Annotated in this window: 25 protein-coding genes; 11 read left to right on the top strand and 14 right to left on the bottom strand. The window is 73.3% G+C overall.

The window, feature by feature from the left end; all coding sequences use genetic code 11:
- Nucleotides 1-3: 3 nt before the first annotated feature.
- The 3 genes from AC24FB_RS12290 to AC24FB_RS12280 form a co-directional block, all read right to left on the bottom strand.
- Nucleotides 4-1,164 carry a Gfo/Idh/MocA family protein gene (locus tag AC24FB_RS12290; RefSeq protein WP_425714986.1) on the bottom strand — a complete coding sequence of 387 codons (1,161 nt, stop codon included), beginning with the start codon at nt 1,162-1,164 and terminating at the stop codon, nt 4-6.
- Nucleotides 1,165-1,242: 78 nt separating this feature from the next.
- Nucleotides 1,243-1,752 (bottom strand): hypothetical protein, encoded by a 510-nt coding sequence (locus AC24FB_RS12285; RefSeq protein ID WP_425714988.1) that lies wholly within the window; start codon nt 1,750-1,752, stop codon nt 1,243-1,245.
- Between the two features lie 79 nt (nt 1,753-1,831).
- On the bottom strand, nt 1,832-2,788 hold the full coding sequence (locus tag AC24FB_RS12280) for a bile acid:sodium symporter (protein WP_425714989.1): 957 nt from the start codon (nt 2,786-2,788) through the stop codon (nt 1,832-1,834).
- Nucleotides 2,789-2,934: 146 nt separating this feature from the next.
- Between AC24FB_RS12280 and AC24FB_RS12275 the strand changes: the two genes are divergently transcribed.
- Nucleotides 2,935-3,768, top strand: coding sequence for a siderophore-interacting protein (locus AC24FB_RS12275; RefSeq protein ID WP_425714990.1), 834 nt, complete (start codon nt 2,935-2,937; stop codon nt 3,766-3,768).
- 127 nt (nt 3,769-3,895) lie between these two features.
- On the opposite strand, the gene AC24FB_RS12270 is transcribed toward AC24FB_RS12275, so the two are convergent.
- Nucleotides 3,896-4,723 carry an AraC family transcriptional regulator gene (locus AC24FB_RS12270; protein WP_487560224.1) on the bottom strand — a complete coding sequence of 276 codons (828 nt, stop codon included), beginning with the start codon at nt 4,721-4,723 and terminating at the stop codon, nt 3,896-3,898.
- Between the two features lie 70 nt (nt 4,724-4,793).
- Here AC24FB_RS12270 and AC24FB_RS12265 point away from each other — a divergent pair, with 70 nt between their 5' ends.
- On the top strand, nt 4,794-5,363 hold the full coding sequence (locus AC24FB_RS12265) for a VOC family protein (protein ID WP_425714992.1): 570 nt from the start codon (nt 4,794-4,796) through the stop codon (nt 5,361-5,363).
- Between the two features lie 69 nt (nt 5,364-5,432).
- Here the strand turns inward: AC24FB_RS12265 and AC24FB_RS12260 are convergent, their stop codons facing one another.
- Nucleotides 5,433-5,840, bottom strand: a complete 408-nt coding sequence (locus AC24FB_RS12260; RefSeq protein ID WP_425714993.1) for a VOC family protein — start codon at nt 5,838-5,840, stop codon at nt 5,433-5,435.
- A gap of 5 nt (nt 5,841-5,845) precedes the next feature.
- Complete coding sequence (locus AC24FB_RS12255) at nt 5,846-6,295, bottom strand: helix-turn-helix transcriptional regulator (RefSeq protein ID WP_425714994.1); 450 nt, start codon at nt 6,293-6,295, stop codon at nt 5,846-5,848.
- 144 nt (nt 6,296-6,439) lie between these two features.
- On the opposite strand from AC24FB_RS12255, the gene AC24FB_RS12250 reads away from it, so the two are divergent.
- From AC24FB_RS12250 to AC24FB_RS12235, 4 genes are all read left to right on the top strand, one after another.
- Nucleotides 6,440-6,622 (top strand): hypothetical protein, encoded by a 183-nt coding sequence (locus AC24FB_RS12250; protein WP_425714995.1) that lies wholly within the window; start codon nt 6,440-6,442, stop codon nt 6,620-6,622.
- 90 nt (nt 6,623-6,712) lie between these two features.
- Nucleotides 6,713-7,735, top strand: coding sequence for a zinc-dependent alcohol dehydrogenase family protein (locus AC24FB_RS12245; RefSeq protein WP_425714996.1), 1,023 nt, complete (start codon nt 6,713-6,715; stop codon nt 7,733-7,735).
- Nucleotides 7,736-7,775: 40 nt separating this feature from the next.
- The gene (locus tag AC24FB_RS12240; RefSeq protein WP_425714997.1) at nt 7,776-8,345 is read left to right on the top strand and encodes a DapH/DapD/GlmU-related protein; all 570 of its coding nucleotides are present in this window, start codon (nt 7,776-7,778) and stop codon (nt 8,343-8,345) included.
- Nucleotides 8,346-8,371: 26 nt separating this feature from the next.
- The gene (locus tag AC24FB_RS12235; RefSeq protein ID WP_425714998.1) at nt 8,372-9,073 is read left to right on the top strand and encodes a class I SAM-dependent methyltransferase; all 702 of its coding nucleotides are present in this window, start codon (nt 8,372-8,374) and stop codon (nt 9,071-9,073) included.
- 116 nt (nt 9,074-9,189) lie between these two features.
- Here the strand turns inward: AC24FB_RS12235 and AC24FB_RS12230 are convergent, their stop codons facing one another.
- Entirely contained in the window at nt 9,190-10,482 is a 1,293-nt protein-coding gene (locus AC24FB_RS12230) for an MFS transporter (RefSeq protein WP_425715000.1), read from the bottom strand.
- A gap of 68 nt (nt 10,483-10,550) precedes the next feature.
- Between AC24FB_RS12230 and AC24FB_RS12225 the strand changes: the two genes are divergently transcribed.
- The 3 genes from AC24FB_RS12225 to AC24FB_RS12215 all read left to right on the top strand — a co-directional run bounded on the left by AC24FB_RS12225 (nt 10,551) and on the right by AC24FB_RS12215 (nt 12,757).
- Nucleotides 10,551-11,183, top strand: a complete 633-nt coding sequence (locus tag AC24FB_RS12225; RefSeq protein WP_425715001.1) for an ArsR/SmtB family transcription factor — start codon at nt 10,551-10,553, stop codon at nt 11,181-11,183.
- Between the two features lie 144 nt (nt 11,184-11,327).
- Nucleotides 11,328-12,083, top strand: coding sequence for a 3-oxoacyl-ACP reductase FabG (fabG, locus tag AC24FB_RS12220; protein ID WP_425715002.1), 756 nt, complete (start codon nt 11,328-11,330; stop codon nt 12,081-12,083).
- Between the two features lie 140 nt (nt 12,084-12,223).
- A complete protein-coding gene (locus AC24FB_RS12215; protein ID WP_425715003.1) occupies nt 12,224-12,757 on the top strand; it encodes a putative glycolipid-binding domain-containing protein in 534 nt (177 codons plus the stop codon).
- Between the two features lie 36 nt (nt 12,758-12,793).
- Here the strand turns inward: AC24FB_RS12215 and AC24FB_RS12210 are convergent, their stop codons facing one another.
- From AC24FB_RS12210 to AC24FB_RS12200, 3 genes are read right to left on the bottom strand one after another with little or no spacing between them, the layout of a single operon-like run.
- Nucleotides 12,794-13,756 (bottom strand): 1-phosphofructokinase family hexose kinase, encoded by a 963-nt coding sequence (locus tag AC24FB_RS12210; RefSeq protein WP_425715004.1) that lies wholly within the window; start codon nt 13,754-13,756, stop codon nt 12,794-12,796.
- Entirely contained in the window at nt 13,753-14,520 is a 768-nt protein-coding gene (locus AC24FB_RS12205) for a DeoR/GlpR family DNA-binding transcription regulator (RefSeq protein WP_425715005.1), read from the bottom strand. Before AC24FB_RS12205 ends, AC24FB_RS12210 begins: the two co-directional genes overlap by 4 nt.
- 56 nt (nt 14,521-14,576) lie before the next feature.
- Complete coding sequence (locus tag AC24FB_RS12200) at nt 14,577-15,635, bottom strand: zinc-dependent dehydrogenase (RefSeq protein ID WP_425715006.1); 1,059 nt, start codon at nt 15,633-15,635, stop codon at nt 14,577-14,579.
- A gap of 183 nt (nt 15,636-15,818) precedes the next feature.
- On the opposite strand from AC24FB_RS12200, the gene AC24FB_RS12195 reads away from it, so the two are divergent.
- Nucleotides 15,819-17,909, top strand: a complete 2,091-nt coding sequence (locus AC24FB_RS12195; RefSeq protein WP_425715007.1) for a PTS mannitol transporter subunit IICBA — start codon at nt 15,819-15,821, stop codon at nt 17,907-17,909.
- A gap of 61 nt (nt 17,910-17,970) precedes the next feature.
- Here the strand turns inward: AC24FB_RS12195 and AC24FB_RS12190 are convergent, their stop codons facing one another.
- From AC24FB_RS12190 to AC24FB_RS12180, 3 genes are all read right to left on the bottom strand, one after another.
- Nucleotides 17,971-18,477, bottom strand: a complete 507-nt coding sequence (locus AC24FB_RS12190; RefSeq protein ID WP_425715008.1) for a hypothetical protein — start codon at nt 18,475-18,477, stop codon at nt 17,971-17,973.
- Between the two features lie 18 nt (nt 18,478-18,495).
- Complete coding sequence (locus AC24FB_RS12185; protein WP_425715009.1) at nt 18,496-19,032, bottom strand: DUF6506 family protein; 537 nt, start codon at nt 19,030-19,032, stop codon at nt 18,496-18,498.
- 74 nt (nt 19,033-19,106) lie between these two features.
- Nucleotides 19,107-19,454: a hypothetical protein gene (locus AC24FB_RS12180; RefSeq protein WP_425715010.1), complete on the bottom strand. Its 348-nt coding sequence runs from the start codon at nt 19,452-19,454 to the stop codon at nt 19,107-19,109.
- A gap of 14 nt (nt 19,455-19,468) precedes the next feature.
- On the opposite strand from AC24FB_RS12180, the gene glsA reads away from it, so the two are divergent.
- Nucleotides 19,469-20,749, top strand: coding sequence for a glutaminase A (gene glsA, locus AC24FB_RS12175; RefSeq protein ID WP_425715011.1), 1,281 nt, complete (start codon nt 19,469-19,471; stop codon nt 20,747-20,749).
- Nucleotide 20,750: 1 nt separating this feature from the next.
- Here glsA and AC24FB_RS12170 read toward each other — a convergent pair whose 3' ends face one another.
- Nucleotides 20,751-21,371, bottom strand: a complete 621-nt coding sequence (locus AC24FB_RS12170) for an SRPBCC domain-containing protein (protein WP_425715012.1) — start codon at nt 21,369-21,371, stop codon at nt 20,751-20,753.
- Between the last annotated feature and the right edge of the window lie 50 nt (nt 21,372-21,421).

Raw genomic sequence — 21,421 nt, 5'->3', positions numbered from 1 at the left:
TCGCTACAGCCGCACCCGCCGGTCCGTGGCGGCCGACTCGTACGCGGCGTAGATCGCCTGCATCGAGGAGTACGCGAGCTCGATGTCCGCCTGCGGAGTCCCACCGTGGACGACGCAGTCGACGAAGTCCTGCATCTCGCCGACGTAGCCGCGGGCCAGCAGCTCGTCGAGCAGCACGTACTGCCAGCCGGCCTTGTGGTCGAGCTTCTCGGTGACGTACACGTCCTCCACCGAGGCCGGGTCCGCGTGGAAGAGACGCATCGAGTCGTTCTGGCTGATCTGGCACAGGTGGACGCTGTCCGTGGTGAAGACCTGGACGGTGTTGCGGACCCCGCCGACGATCACGTCGCTCGCCGTCACCACGCCCCGGGTGCCGTCGTCGAAGGCGAGGACGACGTTCGCGACGTCCTCGACGTCGGCGGGCCGGGCGTGGAGGAAGCGCCGCCGCTCGTCCGGGAGCGTGGGCGTGATCGCCGTCGTGTCCGCGAGGACCGACTCGACGGCCACGCTGCGACCCGCCGCCCGTGCCTCGACCTGCTTGAGGTAGAGCATCGCCGACAGCGGGTGGCAGCCCTGCCGGATCAGTGCCCCGCCGCCCGAGTGGCGCCAGTGGCGCGCGTACTCGGAGTGCGAGCCGTTGTGGGACTCCTCGCCGAGCATCATCGTGATGCGCGACCCGGAGCGCTCGAGCACCTCACGGCTCTTCTGGATCGACGGCGCGTAGACGTAGTTCTCCGCGTACCCGAAGACCCGGTCACCCCGGACCACGACCTCCCGCAGCCGGTCCATCTCGGCCGTCACCGACTCGACCATCCGACGACGATCCACTCCGTCCGCGCCCTCGGCCGGCACGTCGAAGAACCCGGTCAGCGGCTTCTCGCAGATGACGTGCTTGCCTGCCTCGAGCACCGCGATCGCCATCTCGACGTGCAGCGACGGCGGGGTGCAGATGTCGACGACGTCCACGGCGTCGTCGGCCAGCAGCTCGTCGAGGTCCTCGTAGACCGCGTCGATCCCGTGCCGCTCCGCGAACGCCGCGCGCCGCGTGGGCGGCGCGGCTACCGCGACGACCCGGACGTCGTGGCCCGCGACCCGGCGGAACGCCTCGACGTGCAGGTCGGCCACGAATCCCGCGCCGACCATCCCGATTCCGACCGTCTCCATGTCGAGCCGTCCTTTCCTGTGGTGGTGAATCGCGGGCCCGGCCGAGGGTGGCGAGACGCGGGTGGACGCCTGCGCCCGCTAGGCAGCGGTCTCGCGCATGGCTGCCTCGAGCCGGTCGATCGCCTTGCCCGACGTCCGCTGCTTGATGATCCCCTCGAGCCCGTGGGCTGTGATGACCGCCTGGTTCGGGTGCCACTGGACCTGGACGACCGCCGTGTTCATGTTCATCGAGCCCGAGCCCATGAGCCCGATGAGGGCCTGGCGATCCTGGCGCAGGACGGTGTGCAGCACGGCGGCCAGGGCCGCCTCTCGCTCCGGCGTCGGCGGGATCGGGACGACGCGCTGCGAGCCGTATACCTTCGTGAACAGCCGGGCACCCAGCCTGCCGCCGCTGCGGCCGCCGGAGCGTCCACCGACACTCCCGCCCAGGGCTCCGGCGGCGGCGCCGCCGATCCCGCCGCCGATGGCTCCGCCGACCGCTCCCCCGCGCGCGCCGAGGTCCGCGTTGGCCTCGACGAGGAGGTGCCTGACCTCCTCGGGGGTGAGGATCGGCGTCGGGTGGTCGCGGACGTCAGGGGCCCGGGTCATGCGCGGCGGCCCGGAGTCGGGCCGTCCGCGGGTGGGACGGGCGAGCGGTGTCGTGGCACGGGCCAAGGCTAGCGGCCCGTCAGCGCACGAGCCGCGGAACGAGGCGGACGAGGGCCACCATGACGAGGAGCTCGACGAGCGTCTGCGTGACGACGACGATCGGCGCCACCTCGAAGCCGGCGGGGAGCGCGAGCGCGAGCGGGAGCACCACGAGCGAGTTGCGGGTGACCCCGGCGAACGTGACGGCGCGCCGCCCGGGGACGTCGAGCCCGGCGACCCGGCCCGCCCAGGCGCCGACCGGGAGCATGACGGCGGCGAACGCGACGTAGACCGGGACCACGAGCGGAAGCGCGCCGAGCTCTCCGCGGACGGCCGCGACCTGGGAGGTCACGACGACGCCGAGCGCGAGCATCATCAGCGGCACCATCGCGCTCGCCACTGCGCTCGACCAGGCCGCGGCCGCGCTCGCGCGGGCGGCGATCGCCTGGGTGAGCGCGGCGGCGGCGAGCGGGAGGGCGATGAGGACGACGAACGCGCGGACGAACGGGGCGAGGTCGACCGCGGCGACGGCGTCGGGGCCGGCGAGCAGCCACAGGTAGGCGGGCAGCAGCGCCATCTGTACGAGCATGAGGAGCGGGGCCGCCGCGAGCAACCGGTCGTGCGCGCCGCCGGCGAGGCCCGTGAAGACGATGACGTAGTCCACGCAGGGGGTGAGCAGCACGAGCAGGACCCCGACGAGCAACGCCCGGTCGTGCGCGACGACCCGCGAGAGCACCGCGACCACCACCGGCACGACGAGGAAGTTGACCGCGAGCACGACGACGACGAACCGCACGTCCCGCACCGCCCCGCCGATCCGGGCGAACGGCACCCCCAAGAATGTCGCGTACAGCAGCAGCGCGATCGCGGGATCGACCGCGTGACGCGCCGCCCCCGCCGCGCCGGGGACGAGGAGGCCGACCGCGGCTCCGAGCACCAGCGCCACCAGGTAGAGCGACACCTGGTGCCGCTCCATCCCCTCGACGACCACGCGCATGCCGGCCATCCTCTCGCGGGCCCCCGCCTGGTCCGGGTGACCTCCTCCTCACGTGACGCCCACGAAGGTCGCGGTTAGGCTGGCCTAAGTTGCCGTGCCCCCCGCACATCGCGCGCCCGGGCGGGCCCCCGAGCCGAAAGGTGCACATGACTGCCCACACCGAGCGTCCCCGTCGTCCGCAGCGGCCCCAGATCGTCCTCGAGGTGCTCGAGCGGATCCAGCTCACGCCGCACATGGTGCGGATCGTCGCCGGCGGACCCGGGATCGCCGCGGTCGAGGACGCGGGGAAGACGGACGCGTACACGAAGATGCTGTTCCCGCACCCGGACACCGACCTCACGCCGCCGTACGACATGGAGGCGCTGCGCGAGGAGCTCCCGACCGAGCTCATGCCCACGCGGCGCACGTACTCGATCCGGCGGTTCGACCTCGAGAATGGTCGGATCTGGATCGACTTCGTCGTGCACGGGGACCGCGGCGTGGCCGGGCCGTGGGCCATGGCGGCTCGCCCCGGGGACGCGGTCGTCCTCGGCGGGATCGGCGGCGGCTATGCACCGGACCCCGACGCCGAATGGCACCTGCTCGCCGGCGACGACTCCGCGCTCCCGGCGGTGGCCGCCGCCCTCGAGGCGATGCCGCGCGACGCCGTGGGCGTCGCCCACCTCGAGGTCGACTCCGCGGCCGATCACCAGGAGATCGACGCCCCGGACGGCATCGAGGTGCGGTGGCTGCACCGCGACGGCGCCGAGCCCGGCACCACCTCCCTGCTCACCGACGCCGTGCGCGAGACCCCGTGGCGGGACGGGCGCGTCCAGGTCTTCGCCCACGGCGAGCGCAGCGCGATGAAGTCGCTGCGCCCGTACCTCACCGACGACCGCGGGCTCGCGAAGGACCAGCTCTCGATCTCGGCCTACTGGGCGCACGGCCGCATCGAGGACGCGTTCCAGGCGGAGAAGCGCGAGGACATCGGCCGCATCTGACCGGCTCCTCTTCGTCGAGATTGCGGTTGGTGCACGTCGAGATTGCGGTTCGTGCACACCCCGTGTCGAGAGTGCGGCTCAGGGCGGGTGATCAGACCCTCCCCTGACTCGTCGGAGGAGAATCCCCTCACTCGCCAACGTCGGCATCGGCATCGGCATCGGGCCGCCGGTACTCGCTCGGCGTGAGGCCGAGGACCGTGCGGAAGTCGGAGCTGAGGTGCGCGTGGTCGGCGTACCCGAGGTCGGCCGCGACGTCCGCGATGCCGAGACCCGGCTCCTCCCTCAGGCGCCGGGCCGCCTCCTGCAGGCGGTAGCGCCGCACGATCGCCAGCGGCGCGAGCCCCACGTACCTGCGCGCGAGCCGCTGCACCGCCCGCGCCGACATCCCGAGCCGCTGCGCCACCTGCTCGACCCGCACCACCTCGGGGTCGGTGGCGACGAGGTCCTCCATCGCGTTGGCCGTCGCTCCCGCGTCGTCGGGGGCCGGCAGGTGAACACGCACCCAGTCGGCGAGCGCCGCCACGGCCCGGTCCCGGCCGGCGTCCTCGTCCGGGTCGGACATCGCCCCTGCGACCGCGGCGTGCAGCTCCCCCAGCCCCCAACCAGCGAGGTCCAGCACGACCTCGGAGTCCCGCAGGTCGCGCGGCTCGTCCGCGAGAGCCGCGATCCCGGCCGGCCGGAGCAGCGCGCCGACCGCCCAGCCGGTCCCGGAGAGGTCGCGGTGCGAGACGCCCGTCGTCGGACCGGAGAGCGTGACGCCGTCCGGTCCCACGACCAGGTTGGCCGCGGGGAACGGGAGGAGCCGCTGCCGCGAGACCCGTCCCGGGGCGAGGCGCCAGCGCGGCACCCAGAACCAGCGGACGCGATCCGCGAGGTCCGGCGGGGCCGCAGCGCGGTGAAAGGTCGGGAGCCGCGCCGGGTAGAGGATCCCGCGGCCGTCCGCCAGATCGGCCATCTCGCCCCCGCCTCCGACGTCGTCGCGAATCTCCAAGCCGCACTCTCGACGTCGAACCTAGCCTCACACCATGACCACCGAGCAGACCACGGCCACGACGACCACCACACCCACCACGACCTCCGACGACGACGCACCCCGCACCGGGGTGACCGGCGAGCACACGACGGACGGTGTCCCGCACGGCTCGACGAGCCTCACACCTTTCCTCGCCGTGCCCCGCGCCGTCGAGGCCGTCGAGTTCTACCGGGACGTGCTCGGGGCGCGCGTCGTCGACGTCACCGAGATGGGCGGCGTCGTCGTCCACGCCGAGCTCGACCTCGGCGACGGCCGCCTCCAGATCGGCGAGCCCAACCCCGAGTACGGCCTGGTCCCGCCGCCCGACGGCGACGCCGCCTGCTACTCGCTCGGTCTCTTCTGCGCCGACGCGGACGCGGTCGTCGCGCGCGCCGAGGCCGCAGGCGCCCGGGTCCGCGAGCCGCTGGCCACGTTCGTCTCCGGCGACAGGTACGCCTCGATCATCGACCCGTTCGGGGTGCGCTGGACCATCATGAGCCGGGTCGAGGACCTCTCCGAGGAGGAGAGCGCCCGGCGGGTGGCGGCATGGGCGGCCGAGCAGGAGGCCGCGGCGCACGCCTGACGGTGATCGGCCGCCCCGCCGGCGACGGCGGGGCGGCCACAGCCTGGGCGGGCAGGGCCCGACGACGGCTCAGAGCTGGTTGATCCGGAGCAGGTTGCCGGCCGGGTCGCGCACCGCACCGTCGCGGATGCCGTAGTCCTGGTCGGTCGGTTCCTGGACCACGTCCGCGCCGGCGGCCACGAGGGCCTCGAACACGCCGTCGAGGTCCTGGCTCGCCAGGGTCAGCGCAGTGTAGGCGCCCTTGGCGATGAGCGTGTGGACGGTGGCCCGCTCCTCGTCCGTCAGACCCGGGTCGAGCGCCGGCGGGTGGAGGAGGATCGAGGTCCCGGGCTGGTCGGGCGGGCCGACGGTGATCCAGCGCATGCCCTCGTAGCCGACGTCCTTGCGGACCTCGAACCCGAGGGTGTCGCGGTAGAAGCCGAGCGCCGCGTCGGCGTCGGTGTGCGGGAGGAAGGCCAGGGCGATGGTGAGATCCATGGCGGTCACGCTAGGGGCGCGATCTCGGTGCTCGCTTCTCGATTCCTGATCGGTCGCATGACCTGCCGCGCGAGGCACGGCAGGATCCCGGCGCCGGCCGCGCCGTGGTCCTTCCGGTACACGCTCGGCGGCACCCCGACCAGCTCGGTGAACCGCGTGCTGAAGGTGCCCAGCGAGGTGAAGCCGACCTCGAAGCACACCTCGGTGACGCTGCGGTCGCCGCGCCGGAGCAGCGTCATCGCGCGTTCGATCCGGCGTGTCATGAGGTAGGAGTACGGCGGCTCGCCGAAGATGCGGCGGAACTCGCGGCTGAGATGGCCCGCCGACATGTGAGCGCCACGCGCGAGCGCCTCCAGGTCGAGGGGGCGGGCGTACTCACGGTCGATGCGGTCGCGCACCCGGCGCATGGCGACGATGTCCCGCAGGCGCTGCTCCTCCCGCGTCACCGTGGCCATGCCCGGCATGGTGGCACGTCGCGTCGACCCGCGTCCGACGGCGGGAGCGGCCCGGCACCTGACGCACGGGCTGCACCCGCTGCATCCGCTGCACCCGCTGCACCGACCCTCGCGGTCTCCTCCCGCGAATGCGAGACTGGTGCCATGCAGGGACGGAGCACGCTCGCCACGGTGCTCATCGTCATCGGCGCCGTGGTCGTGGCGTGGTGGCTGGTGGGCTTCGTCTTCCAGGCCATCGCCTTCCTCGCGCGGCTCGTCGTCGTCGCGGTCATCGCACTCGTCATCTATGTCCTGATCCGCCGGGCGCTCGCCCGCCGCGACGAGTGAGCACAGGGTCCCTCCCGCACGCGGTCCCGCTCGGCAACGACCGAGGTTGCACTCGGGCGACCTCCACCTCCCCCGACCGAAGGAGCCAGCATGCGCGCCGTCGTCCTCCACGCCCCCGGTGACGTCCGGGTCGACACGGTCGACGACCCCGAGATCGTCGACCCCACCGACGCGATCATCCGCGTCACCGCCGCCTGCGTGTGCGGCTCGGACCTGTGGCCCTACCGAGGGCTCGAGGAGATCGGCGGGCCGACCCGGATGGGGCACGAGTACGTCGGCGTCGTCGAGGAGATCGGGGCGGACGTACGTGACCTCGCCGTCGGCGACCGGGTCGTCGGCTCGTTCGTCGCGTCGGACAACACGTGCGAGATCTGCGCCGCCGGCTACCAGTCGCGCTGCATCGAGCACGTCTTCATGGCCTCGATCGGCACCCAGTCCGAGCTCGCCCGGATCCCGCACGCCGACGGCACACTCGTCACGATCCCCGGCACCCCCACCGAGGCGCAGACCCGCGGCCTGCTCGCGGCCTCCGACGTGCTGGGCACCGGCTGGTTCGCCGCCGACGCGGCCGCCGTCGGGCCGGGGACGACCGTCGCGGTCGTCGGCGACGGCGCCGTCGGGCTCCTCGGGATCCTCGCCGCGAGGCGGTTCGGCGCCGAGCGGATCATCGCGATGTCCCGCCACGCCGACCGGCAGGCGCTCGCCACGCGGCTCGGCGCCACGGACGTCGTCGAGGAACGGGGCGAGGACGGCGTCGCACGCGTCAAGGAGCTCACCGGCGGCTACGGCGCGCACTCGACGATCGAGGCGGTCGGCACGCAGGAGTCGATGATGCAGGCCATCAGCTCGACCCGGCCGGGCGGTCACGTCGGCTATGTCGGCGTGAGCCACGGCGTCGAGCTCGACGGCGCCGCCCTGTTCCTGTCCGGCGTCCACCTCCACGGCGGCCCGGCGCCCGTGCGCCGCTACCTGCCCGAGCTGGTCGACCTCGTGATGTCCGACGAGATCGACCCGGGCGTGGTCTTCGACCTCACCCTGCCGCTCGACCAGGCGGCCGAGGGCTACCGTGCGATGGACGAGCGCCGCGCGATCAAGGCCATGCTCACGTTCTGAGCCGGCGCCAGCCCGCCGCCCCTCGACGACAGGACCCCGCATGAGCCTCGACGCTCTCCTGGCCGAGCTCGACTCCGGCCGCACGATCCCGTCCGACTCGCCGCTGCACGAGGCGATGCACGCCGCGAGCCAGGCGGCGCTGCGGATCACGGCCGAGCTCAACGGCCGGTACAACGCCCCGGACCGGGTCCGCGAGCTCCTCACCGAGCTCACGGGACGCCCGGTCGACGCGTCGGTCCAGATGTTCCCGCCGTTCAGCACCGACTTCGGTCGGAACATCCGGCTCGGCCGGCGGGTGTTCATCAACGCCGGCTGCCGGTTCCAGGACCAGGGCGGCATCACCATCGGCGACGACTGCCTCATCGGCCACGACACGATCATCGCGACGCTCAACCACGACCTCGACCCGGCCCGCCGGGGCGACATGAAGCCGGCCCCGGTCGTCATCGGGACCAACGTGTGGATCGGGTCGCGCGCGACGATCCTCCCGGGCGTGACGATCGGCGACGACGCCGTGGTCGGCGCGGCCTCCGTGGTCACCCGCGACGTCCCGGCCGGCGCCGTGGTCGTGGGCTCACCCGCCCGGGTCGTGCGGCACGTGACGGGCTGACCCGGCGCACCGGTAGCGTCCCCGGCATGACCGCGCCCTCCCCGCGCCCGCACGGGCACGACCACGCGCACGACGACGCCGCACCCGGCGGCCACGCGAGCGTCGATCCGGACCAGGACCCGACGGCGTACTGGGAGGGCCGCTACGGGGAGTCCGAGCGGATGTGGTCGGGCCGGCCCAACGCGACGACGGCGGACGTCGCCGCCGACCTGCCGCGCGGCAACGCCCTCGACCTCGGCTGCGGGGAGGGCGCCGACGCGATCTGGCTGGCCCGGCAGGGCTGGCGCACGACCGGGGTCGACATCTCGTCCGTCGCCGTGGGTCGCGCGAGAGCCGCGGCGAGCGAGCTCGGGCTGGACGAGGACGCGGTGCGGTTCGACGTCGCGGACCTCGCCACGTGGACCCCGGAAGGGCCGTACGACCTCGTCACCGCGAGCTTCCTCCACTCGAGCGTCGAGCTCCCCCGGACGCAGATCCTGCGGCGGGTGGCCGACGCCGTCGCACCCGGCGGGCACCTGCTCGCCGTCACCCACGCGGCCCCTCCCCCGTGGGCGGGTCCGGAGGGGCACCTCCACGACATGCCGTCGCCCGCGGAGGAGCTCGCGGAGCTCGATCTCGGCGACGAATGGGAGGTCGTGCTCGCCGAGACGAGGACCCGGGCCGCCACCTCTCCGGACGGCGAGCCCGCGGAGCTCGAGGACGGAGTCCTGCTGCTGCGCCGCCGGTAGTCCCCGTCCGGCACCGACCCGCATCACCGATGCCGTACCACCGGTCGGCCGGCCCGACCCGCGCCGCCGGCGTGGCCACCGCCGCCCCGCGCCGCCGCCTCGCGAGCGGCGCACGGTCACGCCGCGGCGGCGTCGTCGTGCTCGATCTCGTGCTCGGTGACGAGCCGGGTGCTGATCCGGGTGGCCACGTAGGCGACCGTGGCGAGGCAGACCACGACGGCTCCGACGAACACCGTCGGCAGCCCCCACAGCTCGCCGACCAGGCCCGCGGTCAGCGCCCCGAGGGGCATGAGTCCGTACCCGATCATGCCGCCGGCGCCGCCGACCCGTCCGAGCTTGTCGCGCGGGACGAGCCGCTGGCGCATCGTCCGCGACACCACGTTGCCGATCATGTTGGTCATCCCGATGAGCGTGAGAGCGCCGGCCATGGCCCAGGGGTTGGGGGCGATCACCGGGACGATGAGCAGCGAGAAGCACACGAGCCAGCTGCCGACGAGAAGCGGCACCTCCCGCAGCCGGGCCACGAGCCGCTCGGCGAGCATCGCGCCGAGGACGGCGCCGACGGCGAGGAGCGCACCGAGCAGCGCGTACTGCTCCGGCTCGAGCCCGACCCGCGACTCCTCACCCACCGCCCACAGCACGACGACCGAGAAGTAGGCGGTGTTGGCGAAGTTGAGGAGAGAGTTGCCGATGAGCAGCGGCCGGAGCACGGGGTGGCGGACCTGGAACCGCATGCCCTCGAGCACCTCCTGGAGCCTCGTCGCGGCAGGCTCGGACCGCTGCGCCCGGTAGCTGCCGCGCATGCCGAGGCCGATGACGAGGAGGAAGGCGACGCCGAGCGCGGCCGGTACGCCGAACACCCATCCGCTGCCGATCGCGACGAGGAGCCCGGCGAGCGGGGCACCGAGAAAGTTGGTGCCGACCTGCTCGAGCCCCATCACGCGCCCGTTGGCGGCGGACAGCCGCGAGCGCGGGACGAGCTGCGGGACGATCGAGGACCCGGCCAGGTCGACGAAGACCTGGGTGACGCCGTAGAGCCCGACCCCGGCGATCAGTACGGGCATCGTCAGCCGGTCGGTGGCGGCCAGCGCGGCCAGCCCTGCCATGACGGCCACGCGGACGACCATGCCGAGGAGCTGGACGTGCCGGCGGTCCATCCGGTCGACGACCACTCCCGCGACGATGCCGAGCAGCAGCCACGGGAGCCAGAACGCCGCCTGGATGAGCGAGATCTGCCCCGGCGAGCGCGTGAGGGTGACGGCGACGAGCGGGACACCGACGAGGACGAACCCGTCGGCCAGGTTGGCGAAGCCGACGCCCGTGAGGTGGACGCCGAATCGCCGGCCGAGGGGTTCCCGGACGGTCGGGGCGTCCTCGACACCGGACGTGGGTGCGGTGGGCGTGGTCATGGCGGTCTCCCCTAGAGTCGGTGCAGAAGGATCAATGCAAAGTTCTCTCTGCAAAGGTATCTCTGCATATGGCGACGCACAACCCCCCGACGGACTCCCGCGACCCCGACGAGCCCGAGTTCTTCGCCCCCGCGATCGACGCGCGCGCGATGAAGGCCTTCGCCCACCCCCTGCGGATGGCGATGTACGACTACCTCGTCGATCACGAGGCGGCGACGGCGACGATGCTCGCCCGGCACACCGGCGAGAGCACCGGGCAGACCAGCTACCACCTCCGCCAGCTCGAGCGGCACGGGTTCGTCACCGAGGACCCGGGCCGGGGCAGCGGCCGCGAGCGCTGGTGGAGGTCGGTCGGGTTCCGGATGGACGGGTTCGAGCTCGCGCAGGACGCCGGCACGAGACCCGCTGTCGAGGCGGTGCTGAGCAACCAGGTCGCGGGACGCGCCCGCCAGCTCGCCGACTGGTACGCGCGCAGCGAGTCGGAGCCCCTGCCGTGGCAGACGGCGACCACGAACTCGACCATCACCTCCTCGCTCACCCTCGACGAGATGCGCGACCTGCGCGACGCGCTCATGACCGTGCTCCACGAGCACGTCACGGCGGCGAAGGACCGACGGGAGAACGCGGAGGCACAGGGCAACGACGCCGAGACCCGCCGGGTCCGCGTCTACCTCGACGTGTTCCCGCTGCCCGAGGACTGAGGGCGTTCCCCGTACAGCACGGCCACCCGGCCACCCGGCCACCCGCCCCGCGCCTGCGACCAAGGGCCTGGGCGACGACGTCGGTCGTCGATAGGTTGAGAGGGCGACAGCACTCTCGACCCGCTCGACGACCGGAGGTCCGCCATGTTCACGCTCACCGACAAGATCGCGATCGTCACCGGGGGTGCCTCCGGGATCGGACGCGGCATCGCCGAGCGGCTCGTCGAGGCCGGGGCCACGGTCGTCGTGGCCGACATCGACGACGCGAAGGCCCGCGCGACGGCCGAGGAGATCGGCGCGAGCGCCGAGCACGTCGACGTCACCGACGCCGAGAAGTGCCGCGCGCTCGTCAACCGGGTGGTCGAGCAGCACGGCCGGCTCGACATCTTCTGCTCGAACACGGGGATCTTCCCGCAGGCGTCGATCGCCGACATGACCGAGGAGCAGTGGGACACCATGCACTCGGTCAACCTCAAGGGCACGTTCCTCGCCACGCAGCCGGCCCTCGCCCAGATGCGCACCCAGGGCCACGGCCGCCTCGTCATCACCTCCTCGATCACCGGGTCGATCACCGGCTACCCGGGCTGGGCGCACTACGGCGCGAGCAAGGCCGGCCAGCAGGGCTTCATGCGGAGCGCGGCGCTCGAGTACGCGAAGGACGGCATCACGGTCAACGCCGTCCTGCCGGGCAACGTCCTGTCCGAGGGGCTCAAGGCCCAGGGCGAGGAGTACCTCGCCGCGATGTCGCGCTCGATCCCCATGCACCGGCTCGGCGACCCGAAGGACATCGGGGCCGCGGCAGTGTTCCTCGCCTCCGACGAGGCCGCGTACATCACGGGTCAGACGATCATCGTCGACGGCGGTCAGATCCTTCCCGAGGAGCCCGACGCGATCCTCTGACCGCGCGCAGGGCCTGCGCGACAGCGGCCCGGGCGATCCCCATGACCCCGGGCCGCACGACGCAGCCCGAGTTGCACGACCGCGTCGTCCGGCGCGATCCTCGTCGAGGCCCGACCGCCCCCGTCGTCCGGAGGATCGTCATGCAGTCGTCGACCCGCAGGTGGAACCGCCTCGACATCGAGGGGCACGAGGACCTCGAGCTCCACCAGGCGGCGAGCCTCGTCGCCATCGGCGTGGTCGCGGCCGGGGAGGAGCGGTACTCCTACCGGGCGACCCTCACCCACGACTGGGACTTCCTCCACCTCACGGTGGGCTCCGGCGACGGCCGCGCCCTGTCGGTCCATCGCTCACCCACGGGCCTCTGGAGCGTCGACGGCCAGGACCGGGACGACCTCTCGGACGCGTTCGACATCGACCTGTCGTTCAGCCCGTTCACGAACACCCTGCCGATCCGCCGGCTCGACCTCGACCTCGGCGCCTCCGCGGAGATCGTCTGCGCCTACGTCGACACCCCGTCCCTCGAGGTGACGACCGACCCCCAGCGCTACACGCGCCTCGACACGCACCTCTACCTCTACGAGTCGATGGACTCCGACTTCTCCCGCGAGATCACGGTCGACGACGACGGACTGGTCGTCGGCTATCCCGGGCTGTTCGCCGTCGAGCGGGACTGAGGCCGACCCGCACGGGCCGGCGCCCCCCTGCCCGGATCAGGCGGTCGGTGCGGGCCGGGCGGCCGCGACCCGGACGGGCCGGACGCGACCTGGCTCCACGTCGGCCGGGCGCGGGATGGTGGTGCCCGGGAGTCCCGCGGCGGCGCTCCCGTAGGCGACCGCGTGGGCGAGCCGTTCCTCGGGCGCCAGGCCTCGTTCGCTCGCGAGCAGGTAGCCGAACAGGCTGGAGTCGCCGGCGCCCACGGTGCTGACGACCTCGGTGACCGGGGCCGGGGCATGCCACGCCCCGTCCGACGTGGCGAGCACCGCTCCCCCGGCGCCGAGCGTGACGAGCACCGCGCCGACCCCTCGGGCGACGAGCTCGAGGGCGGCGTCCGCGGCGGCCCGGTGGTCCCGCTCCAGGCGCTCGGGCTCGGCGCCGGTCAGGCTCGCCAGCTCCTCGCCGTTGGGCTTCATGAGGTCCGGCGCCGCCGCGGGCAGCGCCGCCGCGAGCGCCGCCAGGGGTGCCCCGCTGGTGTCGACGGCGATCCGCGCGCCGGCCCCCCGCAGGTCGACGACGATCTCCGCGTACCAGCCGTCCGGCGCGCCCGGCGGGAGCGAGCCCGCGAGGACCACCCAGTCGGCGCCGGCCGCGAGGGAGACGACGTCGTCGCGCAGCCCGTCGAGCAGACGACTGTCCGCGACCGGGCCGGGGTGGTTGATCTTCGTCGTCGTGCCGTCCGGTTCCGTGATCGTGAGGTTGACCCGGACCGGGCCGGCCGGCTGCCGGGTGCGGCACTCGATCCCCGCGGCGGCGAGCTCGTGGGCGAATCCCTCGTCGGCGGGGAGGACGGCGAGAGTGGGGACGCCGGCGGCGACCGCGGCGCGCGAGATGTTGACGCCCTTGCCCCCGGCCTGGGCGCTCGCCCCGGTCGAGCGGGCGACCCCGCCGCGGACGAGCCGGCCGCCGAGGACCACCGTCCGGTCGGTCGACGGGTTCGCCGTCAGGGTGACGATCATGCGACCACGAGCTCGATCCCGAGGTCCTCGAGGAGGGCGCGCGGGAGGGGCACGTCCGCCGCGTCCGTGACGATCGCGTCGACGTCGGCGAGGTCGGCGAAGCTCACCGTCGCGTCGCGGGCGAACTTCGAGGAGTCCGCGAGCACGACGACGACGCGCGCCGCCCGGACGAGGGCCGCCTTGACCGCCGCCTCCTCCGGGTCGGGGGTGGACAGGCCGTGCTCGGCGCTGATCCCGTTCGTCCCGAGGAACGCGACGTCGACGCGGACCCGGTCGAGGGCCTCGGTCGTGGGCGAGCCGACGGCGGCCTGCGTGGTGTGCCGGACCCGTCCGGGGAGCAGGTGGAGGTCGACCTCGGGCAGGAGCGCGAGGCCGGCGGCGATCGGCAGCGCGTGGGTGAAGGCGACGAACGTCGCGCCAGGGCCGATGAGAGTGACGAAGCGTCCGGTCGTGCTCCCGGCGTCGATCACCACCGTGCCGCCGTCGTCCGGCAGGAAGCGCTGCGCCGCGAGCGCGATCCGCTCCTTCTCCCTCGACCGCGTGACGTCGCGCTCGTCGAGCCCGGACTCGATCGCCGAGAGGGACGCGGCGGGCACGGCGCCGCCGTGCACCCGGCGCACGAGCCGCATCCGCTCGAGCACGCCGAGGTCGCGCCGCACCGTCTCGCTCGTCACGTCGAACTCCTCGGCGAGCTCCGTGACGGAGACGCGGCCGCGCGTGAGGACGAGCCTCGCGGCGGCCTGCTGCCGTTCCTCTGCGTACACCGTGCTCCTCCCTCGCGACCCGACGGGCCGATGCCGATGCTATGCGCGGCGGGCGCTCACGGCTCGACGGTCACCTTGATCCCGGCCCCGGTGCGCACGAGGTCGAACGCATGGAGCACGTCGCCCAGCGGCACGCGGTGGGTGATGAGGTCGGCGACCGGGACGCGCCCGGAGGCGATGTGCTCGAGGGCCCGCCGGTTGTGCTCGGGGGCGGACCCGTTCGCGCCGTGGATGTGGAGCTGGCGGTAGTGCACGACGTTGGAGTCGAGGGCGATGACCGGGTCGTTCTTCGGCAGGCCGCCGAAGAAGGAGATGCGCCCGTTGCGGGCGGCCATCGCGACGGCCTGCTCCTGGGCGACCTTCGCCGCCGTCGCCGTGATGACGACGTCGGCCCCGCGGCCGCCGGTCAGCTCGAGCACCCGCTCGACGACGTCGACCTGGGAGGCGTCGATCGTCCCGTCCGGGCGGGCGGCGGCCGCGGACATCGCCAGCCGATCGGCGTTGACGTCGACGAGGTGGACCTGGCCGGCGCCGTGCACGCCGCGGGCGACGCGGACGTGGAGGCAGCCGATCGGGCCGGCGCCGAACACGACGACCGTGTCCCCCTCCTCGATCCCGAGGAGCTCCTGGGCGTTGATGACGCAGGCGAGCGGCTCGGCCACGGACGCCTCGTCGAGCCCGATGCCGTCGGGGACCCGATTGAGACCGTGCACGGCGAGGACCTCGCGCGGCACGACCATGTACTCGGCGAACCCGCCCTCGTACTGGTAGCCGACCGAGGTCTGGTTCTGGCACACGGCCATCCAGCCGCGCAGGCACTCGTGGCACCGGCCGCACGGCACGGCGGCGATCACCTGCACGCGGTCGCCGACCTGCCACGGCCGGTCGTCCGGAGTGACCGCGTCGGCGCCGACCTCGACGATCTCGCCGGCGATCTCGTGCCCGGTGGTCCGCGGGGGGCTGAGGTTCTGGTGCCCGTTGTGGAAGATCTTGACGTCGGTGCCGCACGTCGAGCAGTTCCGCACGCGGATCCTCACCTCGTCGGGTCCGCACGTCGGCTCCGGCACGTCCTCGAGCCGGACGTCCTCGGGTGCGTAGAAGCGCAGGGCCTTCATCGGTCCTCCTCGGTCGACCGTCGGCGCCGGTTCCGGCCGCCAGCACCCAGCATAGCCACATGCTCACAGATTCTGCCAGCGTTGTTTACTTGGCTTCAGTTGGGTTCGTGTGGTTTCATCGTCACATTGCCGCGTGGCAGAGCGTCGGCCGACGGCGGCCGGCGTCGATCTCGAGGAGGAGAGATGTCCGCACCCACTGACGCGAGGCCGGCCCTGGAGGACGCCCGCCCCCGGCGGGGCGCCCGGGTGGCCGTGCAGCGGTTCGGCACGGCGCTGTCGAACATGGTGATGCCCAACATCGGCGCGTTCATCGCGTGGGGGCTCATCACCGCCCTGTTCATCGAGGCCGGGTGGATCACCCTCGTCGGCGACCGCGTCCTCGGGTACGAGGGCGGCTACGGGTTCGTCGAGCACTTCGGCGGCTGGGGTGCCGGCGCCGAGGGCGGCGGGATCGTCGGGCCGACCATCACCTACCTGCTGCCGATCCTCATCGGCTACACGGGCGGCCGGATGATGTACGGCGACACGGCCCGGGGCGGCGTGGTCGGCGCGATCGCCACGATGGGCGCGATCGCCGGCGCCGACGTCCCGATGTTCCTCGGCGCGATGGTCATGGGCCCGCTCGGCGGCTGGTCGATGAAGAAGCTCGACGCGCTGTGGGCCGACCGGATCCGTCCCGGCTTCGAGATGCTCGTCAACAACTTCGCCGCCGGCATCTGGGGCATGGTCCTCGCCGTGGTCGGGTTCCTCGCCGCCGGGCCGTTCGTCTCCGCGTTCTCGAGCGCGGCCGAGCGGGTGGTCGACCTCCTCGTGGACAACAGCGTCCTGCCGCTGACGTCCGTGCTCGTCGAGCCCGCGAAGGTCCTCTTCCTCAACAACGCGATCAACCACGGCGTCTTCACCCCGCTCGGGACGGCCGAGGCCGCGTCGGAGGGACAGTCGATCCTCTTCCTCATCGAGGCGAACCCCGGCCCCGGTCTCGGGCTGCTCCTCGCGTTCACCGTGTTCGGCACGGGCATGGCGAAGGCGTCCGCGCCGGGCGCCGCGCTCATCCAGTTCGTCGGTGGCATCCACGAGATCTACTTCCCGTACGTGCTGATGAAGCCCGTGCTCATCGTCGCGATGATCGCCGGCGGCATGACCGGCGTGGCGACCAACCTGCTGCTCGACTCCGGGCTGCGCGCACCGGCCGCGCCGGGCTCGATCATCGCGGTGCTCCTGCAGTCGCCCGCCGGCAGCCTCGTCGGAGTCACGCTGTCCGTCGTCCTGTCGGCGGCCGTCACCTTCGTGGTCGCCGGCGTCCTGCTGCGGACGGGGCGGTCGGGCTCCGAGGACCTCGCCGGGGCCACGGCCGACATGGAGGCGATGAAGGGGCGCAGCTCGATCGCCTCCACCCTCGTCGCCGGCGGGGACCGGTCGGGTCCGATCCGCACGATCGTCTTCGCGTGCGACGCCGGCATGGGCTCGTCCGCGATGGGCGCCTCGGTGCTGCGCAAGAAGGTGCACGCGGCAGGCTTCACCGACGTCACCGTGGTCAACCGGGCGATCTCGAGCCTCACCGACGACGTCGACCTCGTCGTCACGCACCAGGACCTCACCGAGCGTGCCCGCGGGCGCACGCCGTCGGCCGTCCACGTCTCCGTCGACGACTTCCTCGCCAGCCCGCGGTACGACGACGTCGTCGCCCTGCTCCAGGAGCAGACGGACGGCACGACGGGGGCGGCGCACGGCTCCGCAGCTGCCGGCGGGGGCGCCACCCCGGGCGGAGCCGGCACCCAGGCCGCCACCCCGGTCGGCAGCGAGAACGGCGCCGCTGCGGTCGCGACCGCCGCGCCACCGAGGCACGGCCTGCTCGCGCCGGAGTCGATCGTCCTCGACGGCACCGCACGCACCCGCGACGACGCGATCGACGAGGCAGGACGACTGTTGGTCGCCGCGGGCGCCGTCCCCGAGGAGTACGTGGCCGCGATGCACGAGCGCGAGAGCTCGGTCTCCACCCTCGTCGGCAACGGGCTCGCGATCCCGCACGGGACCGACGACGCCCGGGGCCTCGTCCGCCGCACCTCGTTGTCCTTCGTCCGCTACGCCGAGGGTCTCGACTGGGGCGGGCAGCGGGCCGAGTTCGTCGTCGCCATTGCAGGAAGCGGCGACGACCACCTGCAGGTGCTCTCCCGGCTCTCGCAGGTCTTCCTCGACGAGGCCGAGGTCGACCGGCTGCGCGCGGCCGGCTCACCCGAGGAGGTGCTCGACGTCCTCGGTGCGGTGCAGGTCTGACCGGCCCGTCCGGGGCGGCCCGGCCGGTGCCGACGTGACCGGGACTCGCGCCGTTCGGGTGCTAGCCGCCGAGCGCGGCGGGGTACGCCCACAGCGCGAGCGCAGCGGCACCCACCGCGAGCACGAGGGCGAGCACGGCGAGCACGATCGTGGTCACGGCTCGCCGGCGCAGCACCAGGGGCATGAGCAGCAGTCCGACCGCGAGCGTGCCGAGCATCGCCGCCAGCGCCAGCACGGCACCCGCGTCGGTGGCCGTCCGCTCGTCCGCCCCGGCGTCGGCGGCGTCGACCTCCCCCCAGGTGAAGCCGAAGTACCCCGCCGAGATGGTGAGGGCCGCGAGGACTGCCACCATCCAGTAGCGGTTGCGCTGCCCGCTGCGCTCGGTCACCTCACGCGTGACCCGGATGTCGCGCTCGTGCTCGCGCCGCGCGCGCTCCCGACGCTCGGCCGTCTCCACCGCACGCCGATCGGCGGCGGTGGCGTCCGAGGCGGTCGCGTCCGAGTCGATCCTGGGTGGTTGGCCGTCCTGGTCCCCGCCCGCGGGCCCGACACCGGGTTCGTCAGTCATGGCCGCCTCCTCGTGCGCTCAGTCGTCGTACCCGACGAAGCCCACGGGGATGCGCCCGCCCGACCCGCGCCAGACCGCGGCGGCGTGGTCGGTCCCCAGCCCGCCGTACAGCTCGATCATCCCGACGCCGGTGGCGGCGAGGTCGCCGGCGAGGCCCTCGGTCTCGCGGAGCGAGCCGACCGGGATGATCGTCACGTCGGCGTGCTCGACGCGGGCGACCTCCCGCCGGGCCGGCACGAGGAAGACCTGCGGTGCGGCCTCGCCACGGTCGAACGCGCGCTTGAAGTCGGCGACGAGCTCGAGGGACTCGAACCCGTAGCGGTTGAGCCCGACCCGGACCGGTTCCTCGCGCTCCTCCGTCGCGAGCGCGTCGAGGACCTCGGACGCGACGTCGACGGGGAGCCCCCCGCACAGCTCGAGCCGGGTCCACCCCTCCCCCGCGAGCCGGAGGGCCTCGGTGACGACGTCGCTGGCCTCCGCCCCCACGACCGTCAGGCTCGGCGTGCTCAGGCGCGCACCGGGCGTTCCTTCGTACAGCACTGCTGTCGGTTCCATGTGTACGACAACACCGCGTGCGCGACGCGTGTTCCTGCCGGTGGTGCACCGTCCGCCGCCCGTGACCGCACCGGCTACAGGTCGACGACCATCGGGTGGACGACGAGGAAGAGCACGGCGGCCACCACGAGGAGCAGCACCGAGAGCCCGATACCGACCGCCACCGCCCGTTCCTTGCCGGGCTCCCGCCCGAGCAGCGTGGCCACGAGGTTGCCGAGCCCGAAGGTGCCGACGGCGGCCGCCCCGGCCACCACCATCGCCGCGGTCTGCACGCCCTCCTCGTCGAGCCCGAGGGCCGTCGCGTCGGCGTGGCCCCAGGCGAACCCGCCGAAGGCTGCGAGCGCCGCGAGACCGATGATCAGCGGCACGAGCCACGAGCGCTTCTCGCCGGCGGTCGGCGACGGCGCGTAGGGGTCGGTCATGTGACGATGGTGCCATGCGTTCCCAGGTCTCCGAGTACCTCGACGAGATCGTCGCCGCGACAGCCACGGGCCCGGCACGCGGCGAACCGGCGACCTACATCCCCGAGCTCGCCCACGTCGACCCGACGCTGCTCGGCGTCGCCCTGACCACGACGGACGGCGTGACGTACGCGGCGGGCGACGCCGACACGATGCTCTCGATCCAGTCGATCTCGAAGCCGTTCGTCTACGCCCTCGCGATGCGCGACCGGGGCATCGCCGCCGTCGAGGAGAAGGTGGGCGTCGAGCCCTCCGGCGAGGCGTTCAACGAGATGACGCTCGAGGAGGTGTCCAAGCGCCCGTACAACCCGATGATCAACGCAGGTGCGCTGGCCACGCACGCGCTCGTCGGCGAGCCCGGCATCACCGACGAGGAACGGGACGAGCTGGTCCTCGCCGGGCTCTCCGCGTTCGCCGGGCGCCGCCTCGAGGTGGACGAGAAGGTGCACGGCTCCGAGATGGACACCGCGCACCGCAACTTCTCGATCGCCCACATGCTCTACGGCTACGACATCCTCACCATCGATGCCCACGCCGCCGTCCGCGGGTACACGCGCCAGTGCGCGATCCGTGCGAGCCCGCGCGACCTGTCCGTCATGGCCGCCACCCTCGCCAACGGCGGCACCAACCCGGTGACCGGTGAGCAGGTCGTCCCCGTCGACGTCGTGCGCCAGACCCTGTCCGTCATGCTCGCCTGCGGGATGTACGACGCCGCGGGCGACTGGATCACCGACGTCGGGATCCCGGCCAAGAGCGGGGTCGGGGGCGGGCTCATCGGCGCCCTGCCCGGGCAGCTCGGCGTCGCCTCCTTCTCCCCGCCGTTGGACGAGCACGGGTCGAGCGCCCGCGGCGTGGAGATCTTCGAGCGGCTCAGTCACGACTTCGGGCTGCACCTCATGAGCGTCCCGCCGCTGACGCGCTCGGTCATCCGGGACCGCGGCAGCGTCGATCTGATCGACGGGCGCTCCGCGACGAGCTACGTCCTCCAGGGCCCCCTGCGCTTCTCGAGCGTGGAGGCCGTGGTCCGCGTCGTGACGGACAACCCGCCGGAGCACCGGTCGGTCGTCGTCGACACCACGTCCGCGACGTCGGTCGACGCGACGGCGGCCCGGATGCTCGGTGACCTCGTCGCGCGGTTGCGGGCGGAGGGCTACGAGGCATGGCTCGTCGGCCTGCCCGGGATCATCGACCCCGACGACGTCGCCGCGGACGTGAGCGTGGTCCCCTCGGTCGGCGAGATCGACCTGCGGTCCTGACCTACTCCTCGGACTCGCCGCGGTAGAACGCGGAGGATCGTGCGGCGGCTGCGGCGGCCGACCCAGGGTCGATCCCCGTCGCGAGATGCGCGGACTCCCAGGCGCGCGCCAGCTCCGCGACGAACCGCAGGCCGGCGGCCGACGTGCTGAACTCGCCCATGGCCTCCGGCGTGGAGCGTGGGTCGCCCGCGAGGAACAGGGCCAGGGCGAGGAACGCGCCGTCCCAGCCGATCCCGGTCGCGGCCGGACCGAACTCGTCCCAGTGGTCGTCGGCGGGCACCGTGTGCCGCAGCGTCACCGTGGTGCCTCCGCCGGAAGGCACGATCGACACGCCGAGCCGGCTCGAGTCGCCCGCGTACTCCCAGGTGACCTCGAGCGCGCCGGGCTCCACGCACCGCTCGACCGTGCCCTCGGTCCCGCTGCCGGTCAGCCGGTAGCGGCCGCCCTCGCGCAGGTCGCCCTCGACGGGTTCGAGCCACGTCGCCAGGCGGGCCGGGTCGGTGAAGGCGGACCAGAGCTCGGCGGCCTTCGCGCCGAACGTCTGGGTGAGGACCACGGAGTGCTCGCCGTCCCCGGCCTCGACGACGCGTCCGACGGCCGCGATCTGCTGCGAGAGGTCCACCCCGCCACGGTGCCAACCGGGCAGGGCGTCCGCAAGCCGACGGGCCGCCG

The organism is Georgenia sp. Z1344 (assembly GCF_057652375.1).
This window is presented reverse-complemented; position numbering and strand designations above follow the sequence as displayed.